This window comes from Pedobacter frigoris (genome assembly GCF_005116445.1).
Classification (GTDB): Bacteria; Bacteroidota; Bacteroidia; order Sphingobacteriales; family Sphingobacteriaceae; genus Pedobacter; species Pedobacter frigoris.
In genome coordinates this window covers 480,007-500,814 of record NZ_SWBQ01000002.1, presented here as the reverse complement: position 1 = coordinate 500,814, position 20,808 = coordinate 480,007, and the positions used below count along the sequence as shown (strand labels likewise).

Annotated in this window: 14 protein-coding genes; 8 read left to right on the top strand and 6 right to left on the bottom strand. The window is 40.0% G+C overall.

The features are described from left to right. The first annotated feature begins 39 nt into the window (after positions 1-39). Positions 40-1,488, top strand: coding sequence for a M28 family peptidase (locus tag FA047_RS08645; protein WP_136835569.1), 1,449 nt, complete (start codon positions 40-42; stop codon positions 1,486-1,488). On the opposite strand, the gene xrtN is transcribed toward FA047_RS08645, so the two are convergent. The 6 genes from xrtN to FA047_RS08615 form a co-directional block, all read right to left on the bottom strand. Continuing rightward, on the bottom strand, positions 1,459-2,769 hold the full coding sequence (gene xrtN, locus FA047_RS08640; RefSeq protein ID WP_169304360.1) for an exosortase N: 1,311 nt from the start codon (positions 2,767-2,769) through the stop codon (positions 1,459-1,461). The genes FA047_RS08645 and xrtN overlap by 30 nt on opposite strands. After that, entirely contained in the window at positions 2,766-5,282 is a 2,517-nt protein-coding gene (locus tag FA047_RS08635; RefSeq protein WP_136835567.1) for an XrtN system VIT domain-containing protein, read from the bottom strand. The genes xrtN and FA047_RS08635 overlap by 4 nt, the downstream gene beginning before the upstream one ends. Positions 5,283-5,284: 2 nt before the next feature. Then, positions 5,285-6,652 carry a cell envelope integrity protein CreD gene (creD, locus tag FA047_RS08630; RefSeq protein ID WP_136835566.1) on the bottom strand — a complete coding sequence of 456 codons (1,368 nt, stop codon included), beginning with the start codon at positions 6,650-6,652 and terminating at the stop codon, positions 5,285-5,287. 50 nt (positions 6,653-6,702) lie between these two features. Continuing rightward, complete coding sequence (locus tag FA047_RS08625) at positions 6,703-7,005, bottom strand: winged helix-turn-helix domain-containing protein (protein WP_136835565.1); 303 nt, start codon at positions 7,003-7,005, stop codon at positions 6,703-6,705. Continuing rightward, complete coding sequence (locus tag FA047_RS08620) at positions 7,002-7,622, bottom strand: hypothetical protein (RefSeq protein ID WP_136835564.1); 621 nt, start codon at positions 7,620-7,622, stop codon at positions 7,002-7,004. Before FA047_RS08620 ends, FA047_RS08625 begins: the two co-directional genes overlap by 4 nt. 66 nt (positions 7,623-7,688) lie before the next feature. Beyond that, positions 7,689-8,453, bottom strand: coding sequence for a DeoR/GlpR family DNA-binding transcription regulator (locus FA047_RS08615; RefSeq protein WP_136835563.1), 765 nt, complete (start codon positions 8,451-8,453; stop codon positions 7,689-7,691). Positions 8,454-8,651: 198 nt separating this feature from the next. Between FA047_RS08615 and FA047_RS08610 the strand changes: the two genes are divergently transcribed. From FA047_RS08610 to glpT, 7 genes are all read left to right on the top strand, one after another. Further along, complete coding sequence (locus tag FA047_RS08610; RefSeq protein ID WP_136835562.1) at positions 8,652-10,253, top strand: glycerol-3-phosphate dehydrogenase/oxidase; 1,602 nt, start codon at positions 8,652-8,654, stop codon at positions 10,251-10,253. Between the two features lie 130 nt (positions 10,254-10,383). Further along, positions 10,384-13,659, top strand: coding sequence for a SusC/RagA family TonB-linked outer membrane protein (locus FA047_RS08605; protein ID WP_136835561.1), 3,276 nt, complete (start codon positions 10,384-10,386; stop codon positions 13,657-13,659). 11 nt (positions 13,660-13,670) lie between these two features. Beyond that, entirely contained in the window at positions 13,671-15,305 is a 1,635-nt protein-coding gene (locus FA047_RS08600) for a SusD/RagB family nutrient-binding outer membrane lipoprotein (RefSeq protein ID WP_136835560.1), read from the top strand. A 33-nt stretch (positions 15,306-15,338) separates the two neighbouring features. Beyond that, positions 15,339-16,886, top strand: coding sequence for a DUF5689 domain-containing protein (locus FA047_RS08595; RefSeq protein WP_136835559.1), 1,548 nt, complete (start codon positions 15,339-15,341; stop codon positions 16,884-16,886). A 101-nt stretch (positions 16,887-16,987) separates the two neighbouring features. Continuing rightward, positions 16,988-18,397 carry a calcineurin-like phosphoesterase C-terminal domain-containing protein gene (locus tag FA047_RS08590; RefSeq protein WP_136835558.1) on the top strand — a complete coding sequence of 470 codons (1,410 nt, stop codon included), beginning with the start codon at positions 16,988-16,990 and terminating at the stop codon, positions 18,395-18,397. 76 nt (positions 18,398-18,473) lie between these two features. Beyond that, positions 18,474-19,376, top strand: coding sequence for a glycerophosphodiester phosphodiesterase family protein (locus FA047_RS08585; RefSeq protein ID WP_136835557.1), 903 nt, complete (start codon positions 18,474-18,476; stop codon positions 19,374-19,376). A 59-nt stretch (positions 19,377-19,435) separates the two neighbouring features. Continuing rightward, entirely contained in the window at positions 19,436-20,797 is a 1,362-nt protein-coding gene (gene glpT / locus FA047_RS08580) for a glycerol-3-phosphate transporter (RefSeq protein WP_136835556.1), read from the top strand. Positions 20,798-20,808: the final 11 nt, after the last annotated feature.

The window sequence follows — 20,808 nt, the reverse complement described above, 5'->3', positions numbered from 1 at the left end:
TGCACTGCCTTTTAACAAATCAATTTTCTGTAATCCAATATGAAAAGATTCCTCTTTTTAATTATTAATTGTATTGTAATTCTGCATGTTCAGGCGCAAGATGATTTTGGTCCGGTATTTAAGAAAATAAATGCCGAAGTTCATGCCAATTCCAAGGCCTACGGGAACTTAAAAGAAGCCATTGAGTTGATAGGACACCGGCTGACTGGATCTGAAAACGGGAGAAAGGCAGAGGAGCATGCTTTTAAGCTTTTGACATCCTATGGATATGATGTGAAATATCAGCCTTTTGAAGTCGAGAGCTGGAACCGATTGACCAATGAGACTAAAGTAGGGGATACCCGCGATAATCTGAATAAAATAACTTCTGTCACACTTGCCCATTCGCCGGTAAAAGCTGATGTGCTGGCTGAAATCATAGACCTGGGCAATGGTCTTGAAGCGGATTACAAGCTTGATTCAGGAAAAATTAAAGGGAATATTGCATTGGTGTATCTTGGGATTCTTCCGGGCTCTCCGACAGGTACACAGTCACTGCACCGATCAGAAAAAGCGGCTATTGCCGTAAAGTACGGTGCTTCTGGTATCATTATTATTAATGGTGTAAAAGGTGGTGTATTGCTCACAGGAACTGCATCTGTAACTGGAAAGCTGATTTCTATCCCTGCGGTATGTATTGGGCTGGAAAATGGCATGAGGCTTAAAGAGAAGCTAAAAACAGGAAAGCAATTTGCGAATTTAAAAATGACCAACTTCTCGGGAAAAATTAGGGCCCGGAATGTCATCGCTACCTTGAAAGGAAATGGAGCTCCCGAAGAAAAAATTGTTGTAGGTGCACACTTGGATAGCTGGGACTTGGCAACCGGCGCAATAGACAATGGAATTGGTGCTTTTGGACTCATAGATATGGCGAGAACTTTTAAAGCGCTTAATTTGCCGTCTAAACGCACGGTTGAATTTGTATTGTTCATGGGTGAGGAGCAAGGTTTGCTGGGCTCTAAGGCATATGTAGATGTTGCCAGGCATTTAAATAGATTGGATCAGATCAGGTTTATGCTCAATTATGACATGACCAATGATCCAAAAGGTTTTTCTTCGAGCAGGAAAGAAATGAAAACTCTTTTTGGAGCATGGGGTGCTGAGATTAATAAAATTGATACCGGATTCGAGAATCTGTTCTATACGGGCGCATGGCTGCATAGCGATCATCAGCCTTTTATGCTGCAGGGAATTCCGATAGGCGGGGGGACGGGAGGAAGTTTGCCTAATAACTCCGCACCTTACTATCACTCGGATGGAGATGTCTTCAAACTTGTAGATGAGCAACAACTTAAAAACACAGTCCGTTATAGTACAATGCTGATCTATGGGTTGGCAAATGTTTCGGAAGTGCCTGTTTCCAGGCAAGAAGAGCACGTACTAAGAGATTTTTTAAAAGAGAATAATCTTGAAGTTCCTTTAAAGATTGCCGGCGAATGGCGATGGTAATAATGTTGCGGTTATTCTTTTAAGGTCTTCCGGTCTGGATGCATTAACATTAACAAGGTAGAAATTGTTGCTTTTAACGCCATTCCATCGCCAGCTGAATTGACTTACTGTTTTGATCTTTCCATTATCGAACCACCAGGATGCATAAATTCGGTCTTTCCCTTTTGCAAGGATTCCTGTATATATCTCTATTCCTTTTATGTGGTCTTTTTTGATGAATTGGAATTCATATCCGCTTCCTCTCCAGCAGATCATAGGGTTGTGCTCCGGTGCATAAAATGGAGTTGGTTTGATGTAAATCAGTGCCTCTTTGTTTTCGAATTTTAGCACTTTATTGGCCAGACAGGTTTTTTTGTAGCCACTAAGATTGATCCTGTTACTATTGTTATGGCTAAACTGGTTTACATTGTTTGTTGTTATGGAGAGGTAGGTGACCACTGCAAATAGCAATAATTGCAGGTATTGGAACTTTAAAATGGGGTTAATTCCCCGGTAGTGACTTTCTTTATCGTAAACAGGTTTTAACTTCCCCAGTCGCTGAACAAAGATCCTGATAAACCATATTAATGGCAGGATGACATAGATCATCATGCAGACCACTCCTATGATCTCATGCATTGCAGTGCCGGGCATGATCTTAAAAATCACAATTGCCATGATCCTAAAGAAATTAGAGAGGACATTAAAACTAAAAGTGATCAATAACAGCGCCATTAGTTGTAAGAAATGTAGTTGTGTGTTCGTTTTTTTTTGATGGTAGGAAATGATAAAAAGACAGAGCAGCATTGATACATTTAGCATGTTGAGACCGGCGCAGGCCTGGTCAATGTAAAAATCGTAATTGTCTATAGAAATCATATTCCCGTTTGCCCTGGCATGCATCCCTGCAAAGGCCATGGATTCGGCAACAACAGTGCTTAACCATAGCCTAAGTGGGAAGCCGAGCGTGTCACTAAAGAACTTAAAGATGGGAGAGATGAGTATAAGCACAAAGAAGAAGGCCATATTGATCCTGCCCTTAAAACTTTCAAATAGCAACAACATGGTAAAGACCAATGTGAAAAATAAGGTCGATCGCGTAGGGATAAATAAGGCAAATACGGCGCATATCAATGTAGGGATTAAAAAACGGGTTGATAATATGCCTTTTTCAATACTAAATACAAAGGGTACTATGGCTAAACCTATGTATAAACTGATGTCCCATTGAATATAGCCATTGAACAGCCTGATGGCTATAACCACGTAAGACAGGCATATTATTAACCACGTTATTTTCATGCTGATCTGACTTTGCTGAAATAAGATGATTTGTATCCGAAATAAAGAATTACTCCTGATGCAATCAGGATAAGCAACCATTCATGAGGTTCAGGTGCCGCACCTGAAGACTTCATGGAAGCGTTCTGTAAACTGTTCTTACTGCGCTCGATGTTAAAACGCTCGTAGTCTTTTTGAGTTTCCAATACAATAAGACTTGAAACAGGGGATACAATGAATGCCTGATCTGCAATTTTTAATAGATCTTCGCTGACGTAATCCTTCTCGAAATATGTTTGGCCGACTCGTTTCAAAATGTCATTATAAGCAAAAAGTCTGAGTAAGTGGTCTGGTGCTTGATTGTCGCTGCTGTCTGCAGTTTTTTCAATGAGCATCTCTGTTTCACCGATCATTAGTGTATTGGCATTTTCCTTTGATTCTGAAAAGCTATGTTGTTTCAATTGTTTAGTTAGGGTGTTCAGTCCGCCAGCCTGATATCTGAAAGTACGGAATTCCTTCAGTGTCTTCAGATAGGGACTGATGTCGCCGCTCAGCATAAAAAGGCGGAACGGAGTTGATTTTGCGAAATAGGCGGAAGTACTTTTGGCAAATTCACTTCCTGAAAGATCATTTAAATTTGGAGATGTTTTCGTGCCTTTTGTGATTACCAGGGCATTTCCAGGATCTTTTATTTCATAGAAAGGGAACATGCTGAAATTTAGTTTTTGCAATTGCTCATAAGTGTCTTTCAGATTCTTGTTATTTAATCGCAGCATTTTATCTGTATAGGCATATACGTTAGATGTTTTGATTTCCTTCCATAAGGTATTGATTTCCTCTTGTGACCAGGAACTGTTGATATCCAGGTAAATGGCTGTTGGCCTAAATGAGGTGTTCATCATTGAGGTGCTGCTTAGTTTGTAGCTGGAACCGCCAAAGGAAAATGTATTGGCAGACAGAGGGACACTGGTAAAAGTTAAGTCCCAGTTGTCTTTGTAGTTTCTGCTTAACAGATAGCTTCCGTCTTTTTGTGGCTTAAGATCGGTTTCCAATTCTTTGGGTCGGCTAGAGAAATTGACCTGAACGATTTCCAGCGCATTTTTAAAAGTTGGTCCACTAAAATCGGCGTTTTGATAAGTCAGGGTTTCATTTTCTTTTTTTAGCGGACTGGTGATGCCTATTTTGAATTTCCTGTTCTCTTCTGTAGTGCATGGGAATACCCGGACACTTACTGTGTTTCCTTCCTGCCAATGTATCACAGAAGGATCTCTGTTTTCTACACCAACTATTGTTTTGTATGCTGAATCTGCTTTGTTTTTCGTGGTGAGGTGTGCTTTCTCTTCTATTCCATTGATCCAAAGTGATAACGAGCTCACTACAGCGCCCTCAGGGAGTTGAAAAGTATAGATCGCCTCCTCTGAATTTCTCCATCTTCGCGTATTGGTGTTTTGTATGGTCAGCTTTTTTTCGGTATAGGCCATGCGGTACTCAGGATAGATCATGATGTTACTCACTACGTTTATTGTCTCCAGGTTGTCTCCAGACCATAGTCTGTTTTGTGCCAGATGGCGGGAGTTGTACATGGATTTAATGATGCTGATTTTATCTTTGTCGTCCAGCATAGTTTTCCCAAAAAGTAGTGAAGCAATCATTACTAAAGGGTCGTGTTTTTTAGGCTCGTCAAAAGAGTTCCCTCCCGGATCTCCCCAAAACCAGTTGTTGTTTTCTCTGGGTGTCGTATATACCAGGTCTGCCTTTAGGTATTTTTCTGTTACGAAGTTTTTCGGAAGCTGTTGGGCTACGGAAACCCAGACAGGTAACTTGTCTTCCTTTAATGTGCTTAGGTTTGCTATTAACCCCGTAGTTTCATTTACCTGCCTCCATTGATAATTGAACCAGGCACAAATCATTAGCGGAATAACGATTCCGGCGAGTACTGCGAATTTTAATTTGGGCGTGCTTTTAATCAGTCGAAGGAGAGCTATAATTGTAACTATTGCGAGTAAAAGTGGGATAAATGTATGTAGCGATAACCCTATAAATATTGCTGCTAATATGCTCATTGCATATAAAGGAAACAAATATGCTGCATAGTAAATAAATAACACCAGGGCCGCTGCCAGAAGAAAAGCAAGGAGCGGTTTTATATAGGAAGGAAGCCAATCTTGTAAGGTACTTGCAATGACCGCCGTTGAAGATAGACAGATGTATACAGAAAGCCAAATAGCCGAACTGTCAAATACATTCATCTCTTTGTTTAAGGCAAAAGCACTAATAAACCAAAGGATTAACATTAGAGTAGTGTATGTTATTTTTGCTTTTGAGAGTTGCCAGCGGTGTATATAGAAAGCTCTTCCAAATACAGTTATAGTGTAAATGACCGTAATGCCGTAACAGAAGAAAAAGCATGGCATTGCATTGCGTTCTATGTTGACGTAATCAAACGACATCAGGACAGTAATTGATGTCAGGATTGTCAACAGCCCGCCGAAGCGGAACTTATCGGCAATTAAAAAATTTTTCAACCTTTTCATAGTTAAGCGTTAGCAGATTGAGGTTTGTTATGATTGATCTTAACAGAGAAGTACATCAAACAAGCAACTGTAATGAACAGACCAATACTTCCAAATAATAATGCAAGGTCTTGTAGCTGAATGATAACATAGATGAAAATGTAGAAAATGCTGAGAATCACAGCAAATACCGCAGCAGCTTTTCTATTGCTGAGAAAAGCACCTATAAACGTGCTTATCAGGACAATTGTAGAGACTGATGCTACCAGGTAAGCTACAGCGAATCCTACGCGTTCTGTAAAAGACAGAAGTAAGCTATAATAGATGATCATTGCTGCACCTATGAGTACATATTGTAGGAGATTTACTCTCACCTTGTTTAGCAATTCAATAAAAAACAGGGAAATGAAACTAAGCAGTATAATCAATATTGCATACTTGGCCGAGCGTGTGGCTTTTTGATAATGATCTACTGGCAATAGAAATTTAATTCCAAACGTGGCTTTTTCTTTGTTCTGATTGGTTAAGGCATTGTTGCTTGCTTCCCATTGCTGTGGAAAAGGACGACTGAAATTTGACATCTTCCAGGCTCCTGTAAAATCTTTCGATTCGGTATTGCGCTTTTCAGGAAGATAGCTCCCCGTAAAGCTTGGATTGTCCCATTTTCCTGCAACATTTACTGTGGTGTTCTTCCCTAAATGTAAAAAGTTCAATTCTCCACTCCCTGCTAATTCCATATCAATATTGAAATCTAAAGACGTATTTTTTGTAGATGTGAGGTTGGTTTGTATGGCGAGACTGTTGCTAAACAGGTTTTCTTTCGAGAAGTCTGGCTCTGCAGTATAAAGAGAATCTCCGAGCCTGATCACAGGATTGCTTTTTAATCCCTTAAAATCGCTTATTCCGGCAGTTATTTTCACTTTACTCCAATCAATCATATCAGGATTTATTCCCGATTTCTTCAGTTCAAGTTGGCTAAAACCTCCCTTTATTTTGATGCGTGCGTTATATACCACGGCAGTAAATATTCCTCTCTTTAGCTCTTGTGGGTTGATCTGACTTTGAATATTTAGGTTTTCGGGGAGGATATAAATTGTTGATATAACTTCTTTGAAAGTTACTTTACCAGCAGCATCTGTGACTTTTAACGAGGTTTTATAGGGCAGTTGCATTACCGGACTTTCGATTAACTGGGAGCCGGCCCATTTTTCTGAGATTTCGTTAATTGCCTCTTCCTGTCTCTGTTCCCGCTCAGAAATGAGCGACTGAATCCAGGAAGAGGGGATTAGGAGCAATAGTGTGAGTACTCCAATTAGAAAGAGTTTTGCGGCTACAGAATCTTGCAGCTGACTTAAGAATGATTTCTGTTGTGGTATTTGCAGTGAGTCCATGTTGGTTGTTTTAAAAGTACTTTGATTTTCAAAGTATCTGGTTAAAAAAATTATTGTTTTTGTTGTTTGATTAAATTTTCAAGTGCCTGGAGGTGTTTTTTGAATGCCATTATTCCTAATTCAGAGGCAGAATAAGTAGTATTGGGCTTGCGCCCGAGAAAAGATTTATAAATAGTAATATACTGTTCTTTTTCCAAAGCTTTCAGATGAGACGCAAGATTGCCATCAGTCACCAACAATAAATCTTTTAAGGAATTAAAGTCGTAGCTGTCATTGGCAACCAGCACGCTCATGATTTGCAAGCGGATACGATTTTCAAAGGCTTTATCGAAATGTTCTAATGCTGATTTCACCTGTCGTATTTAAAGTGCATAATAGAACCATAAATAATGTGAAGTATTCCAAAGCCAATGGTCCAGAATACAATGCCATAACCAGGCAACAAGGTAGCTAACAGGCCTAATATGATCTCCAGCATCCCGAGCCATTTAACATCGTTATAAGTGTAGTGGCTGGCTGAAACCAGTGATAACCCATAGAATATCAGACAGGCAGGGGCAATGATGCCATAGTAGCCTCTGAATAGTATAATTAGAATGAAAATCCCACCTGTGAAAAGCGGTACGGCCATGTTATACAGTAAGTTTTTACTCGCCGGATTCCATACATTTTGTTTTTTTTTACTTGCTTTCTTTATCGTAAGCCAGATCCCGGTAATTAAGGATAATGCTAATACTCCGAGCGCAATGAAAAACAGTTTCCAAAGTATTTCCTGCTCTGAAATATAGTAAATACGATATCGCAGGCCGCCATGGGATCCATAAACAATGTAATACCCTAAACCAGCACCGATAAGTGCGTAGATTCCCGCCATAATTCCTGATAATCCACTTAAGGATATAAATTTGGCAGAGCGTTCCATCAGGTTTCTGATAGAATTAAGCTCGGTATAAATTTCTTTGTCTTCCATAAAAGTACTTTGTTATTCAAAGTAAAGTATTAATTTTTATAAATACAATTATTAAATCAGAAAAATCTAAATGATAGATACTTTAATCCCCAGATCCTTGAGCGCATTTATGGTATGATTGGAAATGCCACTATCCGTAATGATGTGATCTACCTCTTCTATACCGCATATTCTTCCGAAACCACGTTTGCCGAATTTTGTTGAATCAGCAAGAACAATGATTTTCTGTGAAGAGTCAATCATCTGGCGATTTAAATAAGCCTCCGAGGCATTGGTAGTCGTCAGGCCAAATTCCAGATCTATTCCATCCACCCCCAGAAATAGTTTACTGCAGAAGACATTCTTGAGTACATTGTCTGAGTATGGTCCGGCAACAGAGGAAGATGTTTTTCTCAACAGGCCACCTAACTGTATAACTTCTATGTTGGAATTGTGTACGAGTTCCAGGGCTACGTTAAGGGCTGAAGTGATCACGGTAAGCATGCCTTTGGGTTTGATACATCTGGCGAGGGCAAGAACTGTAGTGCCTGATGCGATGATTATAGAGTCATTGTCTTCAACAAGCTCAGCTCCGAGCGCTCCAATCCGCATCTTTTCCGCTGATTGTAAATGCTCTTTTTCATTTACAGGCTTATCTACCGTATAAGGATTGTTGAGTGTGGCACCGCCGTGAGTTCTGAATAATAAGTTTTTATCTTCGAGGAGTTTCAGATCCTTTCGAATAGTTACTGAAGAAACATTTAATTCCTTACATAAACTTTGGACATCCAAAGAGCCGTTTATTTGGATTTTATTGAGAATATATTGGTGTCTTTCCGCTATGTTAATCATTCAGTTTAAATATTTGATGACATTAATATAGGTAATTTTTTCAATTGCAAAGTTAACTGTGTAACAAAAATAATGGTCAAAAATAATTTGTTATTTTGTTTTTATTATAAAATATTTTTGTTTAGTTTCGTTTAGTTGTTTTTTGTTTTGAAAATGAAAGTTTTTGAAACTTGAATATGGAAATAGAAAAATAAACGAATGGTTTTTAGCAGATCGGCATTTATAGCGCGCATAGAAGAAAAGAGTGATTGGGATGTAATTATTATTGGAGGTGGTGCCACGGGTTTGGGAACTGCTGTGGATGCGGCGACCAGGGGGTATAAAACACTCTTATTAGAGCAGTCCGATTTTGCAAAAGGTACTTCCAGCAGGAGCACTAAGCTGGTGCATGGGGGGGTTAGGTATTTGGCACAGGGGGATATTGCTTTGGTATATGAGGCTTTACATGAAAGGGGATTGTTGTTAAAAAATGCTCCGCATTTGGTAAAGGATCAGGAGTTTATTATTCCATGTTATTCCGTATTTTCTAAATTTAAGTACCGGATCGGGTTGAAGTTTTACGATTTGCTTGCGGGGCGCAGCGGTTTTAAGAAGTCATCATTTTTATCTGTAGCGAAAGTTCTTGAAGCTATTCCAGGACTTAAGCCAGATGGATTGATTGGAGGCATTAGCTATAGTGACGGTCAATTTGATGATGCGCGTCTTGCTTTAAACCTGGCGCAGACCTCTGCTGAATACGGTGGCGTTATATTAAACTACATGAAGGTTGTCGGTTTAATCAAAAATGGAAATTCGCTTAGCGGGGTTGAAGTCATAGATAAGGAAACTGATAAGCGTTATTCTTTAAATGCGAAAATTGTCATTAATGCAACTGGTGTGTTTGTTGATGATATTTTAAAAATGGATAAGCCAACAGGTAACCCTATGGTCAGACCAAGTCAGGGTGCGCATGTTGTTCTTGATCGTTCGTTTTTAAAGGGAGAGAGTGCATTAATGATCCCTAAAACTTCTGACGGAAGAGTTCTTTTTGCTGTACCATGGCACGGAAAGGTATTGGTCGGTACTACTGATACACCTTTAAATGAGCATAGTCTGGAGCCCAGACCTCTCGATGAGGAAATTGATTTCATATTGAATACTGCAGGTAAGTACCTGACAAGAGTACCAGTTAAAGCAGATATTCTTGCTGCTTTTGCAGGACTTAGGCCTTTGGCCGCCCCAGGTAAAGATACCAATAGCACAAAAGAGATCTCAAGGAGCCATAAACTGATTGTGAGCGATTCCGGTATGATCACCATTACCGGTGGAAAGTGGACCACCTATCGAAGAATGGCTATGGACGTGGTAAATAAGGCTATAGAACTAGGCAAGCTCCAAACTAAAGCATGTTCAACACAAAATGTCAGGATTCATGGTTATACTCCTCAAATGGACTATGGGGATTTGGGATTGTATGGAGCTGATGCTATAGAAATCAATAAATTAATTAATGAAAATCCTGCGCTCGCTGAAAAATTACATCCTGATTTTAAATATCAGAAAGCTGAGGTGATTTGGATGGTCAGGAACGAAATGGCTCGTACGATTGAAGATGTGTTGTCACGCAGAATGCGGTTGTTGTTTCTGGATGCAAGAGGGGCTTTGTCCCTGGCCCCTGCCGTTGCCCGTATGATGGAAGTGGAATTAGGTAAAGATGAGCAATGGTCTGCATTGCAGATTCATGAGTTTTCAAATTTGGTAGGACAATATTTACTGCACGCGCCGAAAGAAAAGACTAGTAAGATGAAGGCTACCGCATAAGCGGCCTAAATTAATGCATACTTAACATAGAGTTAAAATTGCAAAATGGATATTTGCAGCAAATTAATATGAATCGAAATGAAACGAAATGTTGCAAAGCAAAACAAAAGAACCAAATATTATAAGTAGTATGAACAGAACTTTTACTCATTATCTGCAGCCCAAGAAATCGTGGAAATACCTTATAGGTATGCTTGCCATATTACTTGTGCATTTACCTGGATTAACAATGGCGAGGCCATATCCGGATAATCACACATTGTACTTTCAGGAAATCATAACACTAAAAGGAACGGTGAAGGACGATAAAGATGGTCTTGCACTTCCTGGTGCGACAATCCTGGATAACCAGCGTAAAGTTATCGGTGTAACGAATGAGAGCGGCGCCTTTAATATTAAGGTGGTTAAGGGTACAGAAATCTCTTTTAATATGATTGGTTATAATGTTGTTAAACGCATAATCAACAACAATCAGGATCTCGCAATAAGGTTGGTTGCTTCTGAAAACCAACTTAGCGAGGTTGTTGTGACTGCTTTAGGTATTAAAAGGGAAGAAAAATCTTTGGGTTACGCGGTGACCAAAGTAGATAGCAGTCAAATTACCAATGCAGTTGCGTCAAACTGGACAGACGCGCTTTCTGGAAAAGTTGCAGGTTTAAATCTTGTACGTAATAGCGGACCGGCAGCTTCTAATAAAATTATTTTGAGAGGAGAGAATAACCTTACTGGTGATAATGAGGCCCTGATCGTGATCGATGGGGTGGTGGCCAGCAGTAGCTCTAGAAGAACTGCTGCTACTGGTGGTGGTGCTTACGGTACAGGTGGAGATATCATGCCGGTGGATTTTGGGAGTGGTTTAAATGACTTAAATTCTGAAGACATCGAAAGTGTTACGGTACTAAAGGGGCCAGCAGCTTCCGCACTGTATGGGCAGAGGGGTGCTAATGGAGCAATTATCATCACTACTAAATCAGCTACTAAGAACAGAAAGGTCATGGGGATTACCTTTACTTCGAACAGTTCCTGGGAAGAAGTGAATCGAAAACCTAAAAGACAGTTTGAATATGGGCAGGGATCTAATGGTGCTAATTACTACCAATGGGGTACAGGAGCTGTAAGTCACGCATATGGACCTCCATTAGGAGCAGGTTTAGAGTTTTATCAGTACGATCCTGTAACTCAGACGCGCAGTACAACGCTTACGCCATGGGTAGCCTACGAGGATCCTATTGATGCTTTTTTTGTTACTGGATTTGAGCAGTCGAATGCTGTAACTTTAGATGGTACCTATAAGGGTGTTGGTTTGCGTTTGTCGGCTAGTCATGGTGAAAACGAATGGATCGTACCTAATACAGGTTTAGAGCGTACAAACGTTACCTTGAATGCCAACACTAACATTACAAAAAGATTAAGCATCAACCTAAAAGCGCAGTATAGCAATAGGAATGCCGATAACTTGCCGACCACCGGTTTTGGTAATCAATCTATTATGTACTGGTTCGCATTTTCACAACCTAATGTCAACACCGATTGGTATAGGGATTACTGGAAAAGAGGTAGAGAGCACCTGGAATTTACAGATGTGACAACTTCCTTCCCGGAAGGACCTTATGGTATTTCTGAACAGTATTTGAACGGACAGCGTCGCAATGGCTTTTTGGGTAATATACAGGCTGTTTATAAATTTACCGATAATTTAAGCTTAATGGTTCGCGCCTCTGGCGATTTAAATAAAGATACCCGTGAAACCAAGCGTCCATACGGAGCTAACGGCACAGGTTGGGCACAAGGCGCTTATCGAGTAAACAATGTGCGTTCTTACGAGCTCAACGCCGATTTCATGCTGAAGTACGATAAGAAACTCAGCAAAGATTTGAATATGTCTGCAAGTTTTGGCGGTAGTCAAATGCGTAACGAATACAATAGATTAGAAGTGCGTGCCGATGGTTTGAGAAGAGAAGCAGATCAAACTACACCTACGATCTACAGCTTAGATAACAATGCAAATCCTTTGGTGTATGTTCCGGATACCACCCGTTATAGGATTAATAGTTTTTATGCTACAGCATCATTTTCATATAAAAACTATTTGTATTTAGATCTGACCGCTCGTCAGGATTGGAATAGTACATTAGCTACAGTGCTAAGAACAGATAACGCAGGCTTTTTCTATCCATCTGCCAGTTTGGCTTTCGTAGCTTCAGATTATTGGCAAATGCCAGCATCTGTTAGTTTGGCCAAATTTAGAGCATCATGGGCGCAGGTAGGTAGTGGTAGTACAGTGCCTTATCGTACTGATTATTATTATCAGATTGCGGGAAACAATATGTATCCAGGTAATGTGATGACCAACCCTACAGTATTGCCTAATCCTAATCTTAAACCGTTGATTACAACAACAGTGGAGTTAGGTTTAGACTTAAAGATGTTTAAAAGCCGCTTAAATCTTGACGTTGCTGTTTATTCAGGTAATACGAAAAATCAGATACTTAACCGTATTATCGATAGAGCTTCAGGTTATAATGTTGCTGTTTATAATGTTGGTAGGGTAGATAATAAAGGTATAGAGATCGCTTTGAACACCACGCCTGTAAAAACAAAAAACTTTAGCTGGACAGTTAACGGGACATTTTCAGCCAACCGTAATGAAATAAGGGAGCTTGCTGATAGTGCAGTAGTACTACGTACCGGAGGTTTTGGTAACGGAGGGCAAATCGTTGCAACCGTAGGTGGTAGTATGGGCGACTTGTATGGTAATGGTTTCTTACGTTCTCCGGATGGTCAGATTGTTTTCGACGAAACTACAGGGGCACCTCGGATTAACGATAATGTAAGATATTTGGGCAATACCATTCCTTTGTTCCGCTATAGCTTTGGTACCGGTATATCTTACAAGCAATTTAGTACCAATGTGCTATTTGATGCTCAGTTAGGAGCTGTAGGTCACTCAATGACTATTACCCAGTTGGTACGTTTCGGTAAATCTGCGCTCACTTTACCTGGCAGATACAATGGTATTGTTGGAGAGGGTGTGATAGAGAACAAAGATGCCAGTGGCAACTATCTCGGTACTTATCGTAATAATGATGTGGTGGCTACCAACGTTCAAAATTATTATGAGGTTATTGGTTACAATCAGGCAGAAGGAAGTATTTACAGTACAGATTATCTAAAGTTTAGAGAAGCTAATATTACTTATACTTTCAACAAGAAGTTCTTGCAAAAAATTGGTTTTAGCAAAATGACGCTTAGTGCTTATGGCCGTAATCTATATATATGGTCACCTTGGCCTGCATTCGATCCGGAGTTTGGTACACTGGCCGGTTCAGATATTCAACAAGGTTTTGAAGTTGGACAATTGCCATCGACCAGAAACTTTGGGTTGCGTTTAGTTGTGGGGATTTAATTCATAAAGAGATGAAAAAGAATAGAAAAAATATTGCATATATACTTTTAGCTGGCTTAAGTTTATCTGTACTTTCATGTACAAAAGATTTTACAGATGTAAATACTGATCCGATAGGAGAAGTGAGTGTAGCTCCCGAGCGGCTTTTGGCGCCTACATTGGTTAATTTGATGTCTACCAATATGTTGCGTAACCGTAACTTTAACAATGAACTGATGCAGGTTACTGTTAATGTGGGTGATTCCGAGGGTAGGATATTTAGATACGACGTCAGACGTACGCAGGCAGATAATACATGGAATAACTGGTATGTAAGTCTAACCGACATTAAAGATATATATACTACCGCCGGTAAGCCAGAGAATTTGAATAAATCGTATCAAGGGGTGTCACTTATTGTACAAGCCTGGATATATCAATTATTAACTGATACCTATGGCGATGTTCCCTACACAGAAGCTAATCGGGGTAAAGAAAGCCTTCAGCCTTCTTCAGATAGTCAGAAGTATATACAGCCGGCTTTCGACAGACAGAAAGACATTTATCTGGATTTGTTCAAAAAGTTAGAAGAGGCCAATGAGTTGCTTAAAGCAGGAACCGCTATTGTTCCAGATAGTGATCCTGTGTATAAAGGTGACATAGCCAAATGGCGTAAATTGGGTAATTCTTTGTATTTAAGATTGTTGATGCGTATTGCGGGCAAGGCGGAAGTTTCAGCTTCTGTCAGAGCTAAAATAAAGGAGATAATTGACACCAATCCAGCCAATTATCCTGTGATGCAGAACAATGATGCAAGCACTACCAGTCCTAACGGTGATAATGGAAGAATACTATGGAACGGCTCAAATTCAGCAGCATCATTATACGCATCGCCTTATATAGTTAATGTTCGTCCTAATGATTTCAGACTAATAGGCTTGTGTGATTTCTTTTTAGGTAAATTGGTTACCTGGGGCCATCCTTGCGTGACAAATATGGATGCGCCTTCATATACTTCGCGTTGGAGTATTGATGGGGTAGATGGTATTCCCAGTGGTTATGCTCCAGGTGAAATTAGCGACATAGAAGCTCATTTTAATTCTGATCAAGATGTGGATGGTACAGGAACAGCTCCAAGGAAAAAAACTTACAACTTACAAAGGGATGCCTATACAGGTATCATTATGACAGTTGCCGAGCTTAGTTTTATTAAAGCAGAAGCTGCGGCTAAAGGTTGGATTAGTGGAAATGCTGGTGATTTCTATCATAAGGGCATCGCCGATGCTATTAACTATTGGAGACCAAATCTGATCACCAGTACAAGCCAGACAAATTTTGTAAGTTATTTAACTACTAATAATTTACTATGGAATCCAGCTTTGCCATTAGATAATTTAACCTATGGAAGCAATAGTCAGATGGAGATGATACACTTGCAAAAATACTACGCATTGTTTTTAGTAGATTTTCAGCAATGGTTTGAGCATAGACGTACAGGACATCCTATTTTGCCAAAGGGAAATGGTTTAGTGAATGGAGGGAAAATGCCGGCAAGATTGTTTTATCCAACCATTACTCAGTCTACCAATCCAGCCAACTATAAAGATGCCGTTGCAATGCAGGGTGCAGATGATATCAACACATTGGTCTGGTGGCAAAAGCCTTAATTTTCAACATCATTGAATTAATTAAAAGTTGTTATGAAAAAGATTAAAAAATATATAGTTGGAGTTGTGGCGCTTACCGCAATGTTGTCCGCTTGTAAAAGAGATACAGATATTAATATTATAAAAGGGACTGCCAGTGAATATATAGCCAACTTAGACTTGCGAAGGATATATCGGGGTAGCAATGTTTCACTCACAAAACAAGCTATGCGTGAGGCCGCTTATATCAAAGGACAAGTTATTTCCGATCATTCGGCAGGCAATATGCCAACAGGCTTACTTTTCGTTCAAAACGCCAAAAATATGGGCGGTGGTATAGATTCGCTGCGTGGTATAGCTATTAATATAGGAGATGCTGCTGCCAGTTATTTACCTGGTGACTCTGTGCACGTGAAAATAGAAGGGGGAACAATAACAAGAGTAAATGGTATTTTGCAAATTACAGGCTTAACGGCTGCTAATGTCGAAAAAAAGACATCAGGGGTTCCTTTAAGAGTTGTTCCTGTTTCTACCATAGATCTAAAGGTATCGCCGGAAAGATATGAAAGTTGTCTGAGTATTATATATAACTGTAACTTCGATCCAAATATTGGTGTTGAAACCATCGAAGGTTTAAAGACCTTCAATGAAGGGTCTGGTGATATGCAGATGAGCGTAAGTAATGCGGCCAATTTTAAAACAGAATTTTTACCATATTCTGCCAATATAAAGGGGATTATTATTCCGTCAGCCACAGGTGGACCTCAAATACGCCCTCGTGTTAAGGCTGATTTTACCCCAACTAGTATCACTGTTGATGCAAGCATTCCTCTGGGGCCTAACCCAGTAATTATTACAGGTTTCCTTCCGGATCCAACCGGTACTGATGCCAACTACGAGTATATACAGTTGATGGCTACACAGGATCTAGATTTTAGACAAAAGCAATTTTCTGTATTTACTACAAATAACGCTGGATCTACAAATCCATTTCCAGTAAATGGCTGGGCTACAGGAGGTATAAGAACTTATAAATTTAATCTTACTAGGGGTACGGTTAGAAAAGGTACATTCTTTTATGTGGGTGGCTTTAAATTGGTTAACGGCGTAGGATCTGCTGACATCAGTAGTGCCAACTGGGTGGTAAGTAAGCTTTATGCTAATGAAGACGGCGATGATGGCATCGGTACTAAGACCACTAACGTATTGGCCAATACTGGTAATGCAGCAGGTATTGCAGTTTTTGCAACTACAAATGTTGGTTTAAATACAGTTCCTTCGGATGTTGTTTTTTATGCCGGAACTGGTGGCAATGCGTTTGGAAGTGGAGTAGGCTATGCCATAACTGATAACGATTTTTATAAACGACTTAATGGCACTGTTTCCCAACCGTTTTACCTTCAGGGAAATAATACTGGAAGGGTAGTGGCAGGAAATCCGACAGCAACTTCCTTTGTTTATCTGGGAGGTGTATATGATGCTGCAGCAAAGAAATGGGCCAATCCTGTAAGTCAGCCTACACGTAAAGGACAATTTGTAATTACACCTTCGTCTTTAGTGGCAATAGAGAAAATGGCTGACGCGACAAAAGTTATTAATTAATAGAGAGGCTTCGTGTAACAGCTAAACGAGTCTAAGCAGTAGTCAACCATAATCGGTTGATTACTGCTTTTATTATGATGTTAAGTACCCAAAAAGTATATATGAACCGCAGAATTTTCTTAGAGAGATTAGGACTACTTGCCACTGGAATGGTAGTCAGCCTGAAATCAAATGCCTTTAATCAACTCACACATGGTGGCACAATTACCGGAATTGTAAGCGATGGAAACAAAGCCATTGCTAACGCGGTGTTATCCGATGGTTTTGAAGTCGTAAAAACCGATGCCAATGGCCGTTATACCATCAACTTAAACGATAAATCTGAATTCCTGTTTTTAAGCACACCATCTGGTTACGACTTTAAGACTGATACCGAAAGCGTGAACCGACAATATGAAAGTTTGGGTGCGCGTAATGAAATCAACTTCAAACTAAAGAAGCTAAAAAAAGACGACAATAAGCATAACTTCATCATTTGGGCAGATCCGCAGGTCAAAAACAAGAAAGATGTAAAGCAGATGATGGATACTTCTGTTCCTGATGTTCAGCAATTGACAAAGTCTATGGGCCCCGATGCGCTTATTCATGGTATTGGTGTAGGTGATTTGGTATGGGACAATCATGCCTTATTCCCGGATTATAATGGAGCAGTAGCTCAAATGGGCATCCCGTTTTTCCAGGCATTGGGTAATCACGATATGGATTACCGCATGGGCGGAGATGAAACGTCCGACAAGACCTTTAAACAAATGTACGGGCCAACTTATTATTCATTTAACAGAGGAAAAGCACATTATATCGTGCTGGATGATGTTCGCTACCTGGGCATAGAACGTACTTACGATGGATACATCAGTGAGGAACAACTTGCATGGATGGCTAAAGATCTGCAGCACGTCGCAAAAGATCAGCTGGTGATCATTTGTCTTCATATACCGGTACACAACGGTGTGAAAAACAGAGAGGCATTTTACGCCTTACTGGAAGGTTACCAGCATGTTCACGTCATGTCCGGCCATACACATTACAATGTCAATAAAATCCAAAACGGGGTATACGAACACAACCATGGCGCAGTATGTGGAGCATGGTGGACTGGCCCCATCTGTAGTGATGGTACTCCCAGGGGATACGGTGTGTACGAAGTTAACGGCAATGATCTAAAATGGTACTATAAAGCTACCGGCCAGAAAAAGGATTACCAGCTTAGCGTGTTTGTCGAAACACTGACCAATCAAAAACGTATGATTGCCAATGTCTGGAACTGGGATCCTGAGTGGAAGGTGGAATATGAATTGGATGGAAAACCTATGGGTGCACCAGAAAAAATAGACGGCTACGATCCGCTTTCCGTGGAACTTTATAAGGGTGAAAAACTTCCTGTAACCCGCAGTTTTGCCGAGCCTCATAGAACAGACCATTTGTTTATGGCACATTTTGGCCCTGCTGTTCAAAAAGTAAAAGTGATTGCGACTGACCGCTTTGGACAGAAATTTATAGCAGAGTCCTAATTCAAAAAATGATTGATTTGGCTTAGTTTGACAACTGTTACAACTAACGCACTATTGAAAAAACAATGATATGCTTATGAAATATTATATTTTTTTAGGGTTCTTTGGTCTGATATCCATCGCTGGATGCAAATCAACCTATCAGCAAAAAAACATGCAATTAAGTTTTCCGGCTTTTAGTGCCGAAGCGCATCGCGGAGGCAGAGGTTTGATGCCTGAGAATACCATCATAGCTATGATCGATGCCATGAAATACCCGAGCATCACTACGTTGGAAATGGATACGCATATCACTAAAGATAATCAGGTGGTAGTGACTCACGATGATTACCTGAGTCCGGGGTTTATGCTGACTCCGGAAGGTAAGGAAATACCTGCCAGTGACGCTAAAAAATATGCGGTCTTTCAAATGAACTATGATTTGCTTAAAACTTTTGACATTGGTACAAAGGTCAATTCATCATTTACCCTGCAGAAAAAGACTAAAACCTATATTCCTTTATTGAGCGATTTAATCGATAGTGTTCAGCAGCACATTAAGCTGAAAAATAAAAAGCAGTTTTTCTACAACATAGAAACCAAATGCGACGCAAAGGGGGATGGTATCGCTAATCCTTCACCGGAAGTATTTGTGAAGCTTTTGATGGATGTAATCGAGCAAAAGAAAATAACTCCATACGTAGTGATACAGTCTTTTGATAAGAGAACAATCCAAATCATCAACCGGAAATATCCTAAAGTAAAAACCTCTTTCCTGATTTCCAACAAGAAAAGTTATGAGGAAAATATTGCAGATTTAGGATATAAGCCTTTTATATACAGCCCGGAATGGAAGCTGGTAGATGCTAATTTAATAAATAAAGCACATGCGGATGGCGTAAAGGTAATCCCCTGGACTGTTAATACAAAAGAAGACATTAATCATTTAAAGTCGTTAAAAGTCGATGGAATTATCTCAGATTATCCAAACCTGTTTTAAAGACCATTTATAAGATGAATTTTTAACACCTGAACCTTAAAACTAACCGAACAAAACATATGGGTTTCAATCTTTTTCCGCCACCTGCGGCACATCAGCCATTATTGCCGAAAGAGCAAGTAGATAAACAATACAAAACACAGCGGATCAAAGTCTTTCTGGGTATTTTTCTCGGCTACGCGGCTTACTATTTTGTCCGTAAAAACTTTTCATTTGCCATACCTGAGCTTCAAAAGCTGGGGTTTAGCAAGGGTCAGTTGGGCTTTGCACTATCTGCATTATCCATTGCCTACGGGTTCAGTAAGTTTTTGATGGGTAATATATCAGACAGGAGTAATGCAAGGTATTTCTTGTCAATCGGCCTGGTACTTTCTGGTTTTACTATGATCTTTATGGGACTAATCCCTTTTGCCACTTCGTCCATTGCCATCATGTTTGTTTTATTGTTCATTAATGGATGGGTGCAGGGAATGGGCTGGCCTGCATGCGGGAGAGTCGTTGCACATTGGTATTCAATTAGAGAAAGAGGAACGGCAATGTCTATCTGGAACTTAGCGCATAACTTTGGGGGCTTTCTGGTGGGGATATTAACCGTATGGGGGTTTGAGATTTTTGCAGATTGGCATGCCAAGTTATATTTTCCGGGAATGGTAGCTGTTTTGTTCGCTTTGATAGCATTATTCTTAGTAAGAGATACGCCTCAGTCTGTCGGTTTACCGCCGATTGAAGAATATAACAATGATTATCCCAAGACCTACGATGCGAAAACCCAGGAAAAAGAATTCTCAGCTAAGGAGATTTTCCTAAAATATGTGCTGAACAACAGGCTCCTTTGGTATATCGCAGTAGCAAATGCCTTTGTCTACCTGGTTAGAAATGGTATTATAAACTGGGCACCGACCTTTTTACAAGAGGCTAAGGGTTATACACAATCAGAGGCAGCATGGTCATCTGGCGGTTATGAATTAGCGGCTATACCAGGAACCATCCTATGCGGGGTGATGAGTGATAAGTTTTTCAAAGGCAGAAGAGCACCAGTAACAATTTTTTATATGACAATGACTTTAATTGCGGTATTGGTTTATTGGAAAAATCCCGGCGAAAGTCACCTCATTCAAAATCTTTCCCTTTGGGCAATTGGTTTCTTTATTTACGGACCTGTCATGTTAATCGGGGTACAGGCGATAGACCTTGTTCCTAAAAAAGCTGCGGGAACGGCTGCTGGCCTAACAGGCTTGTTCGGTTACTTTATAGGAGATTTGCTGGCAAATGCAGCATTGGGCAGCATAGTAGATAAAAGCGGCTGGGATGCGTGTTTTATGGCAATTGCGATCTCATGCCTTTTAGCTATTTTCTTTACGGCATTTACATGGAATAGAGAAAAGAAAAATTTAGCTAATTTAACCCCCTTATCTCACTAAACAATTTTGAC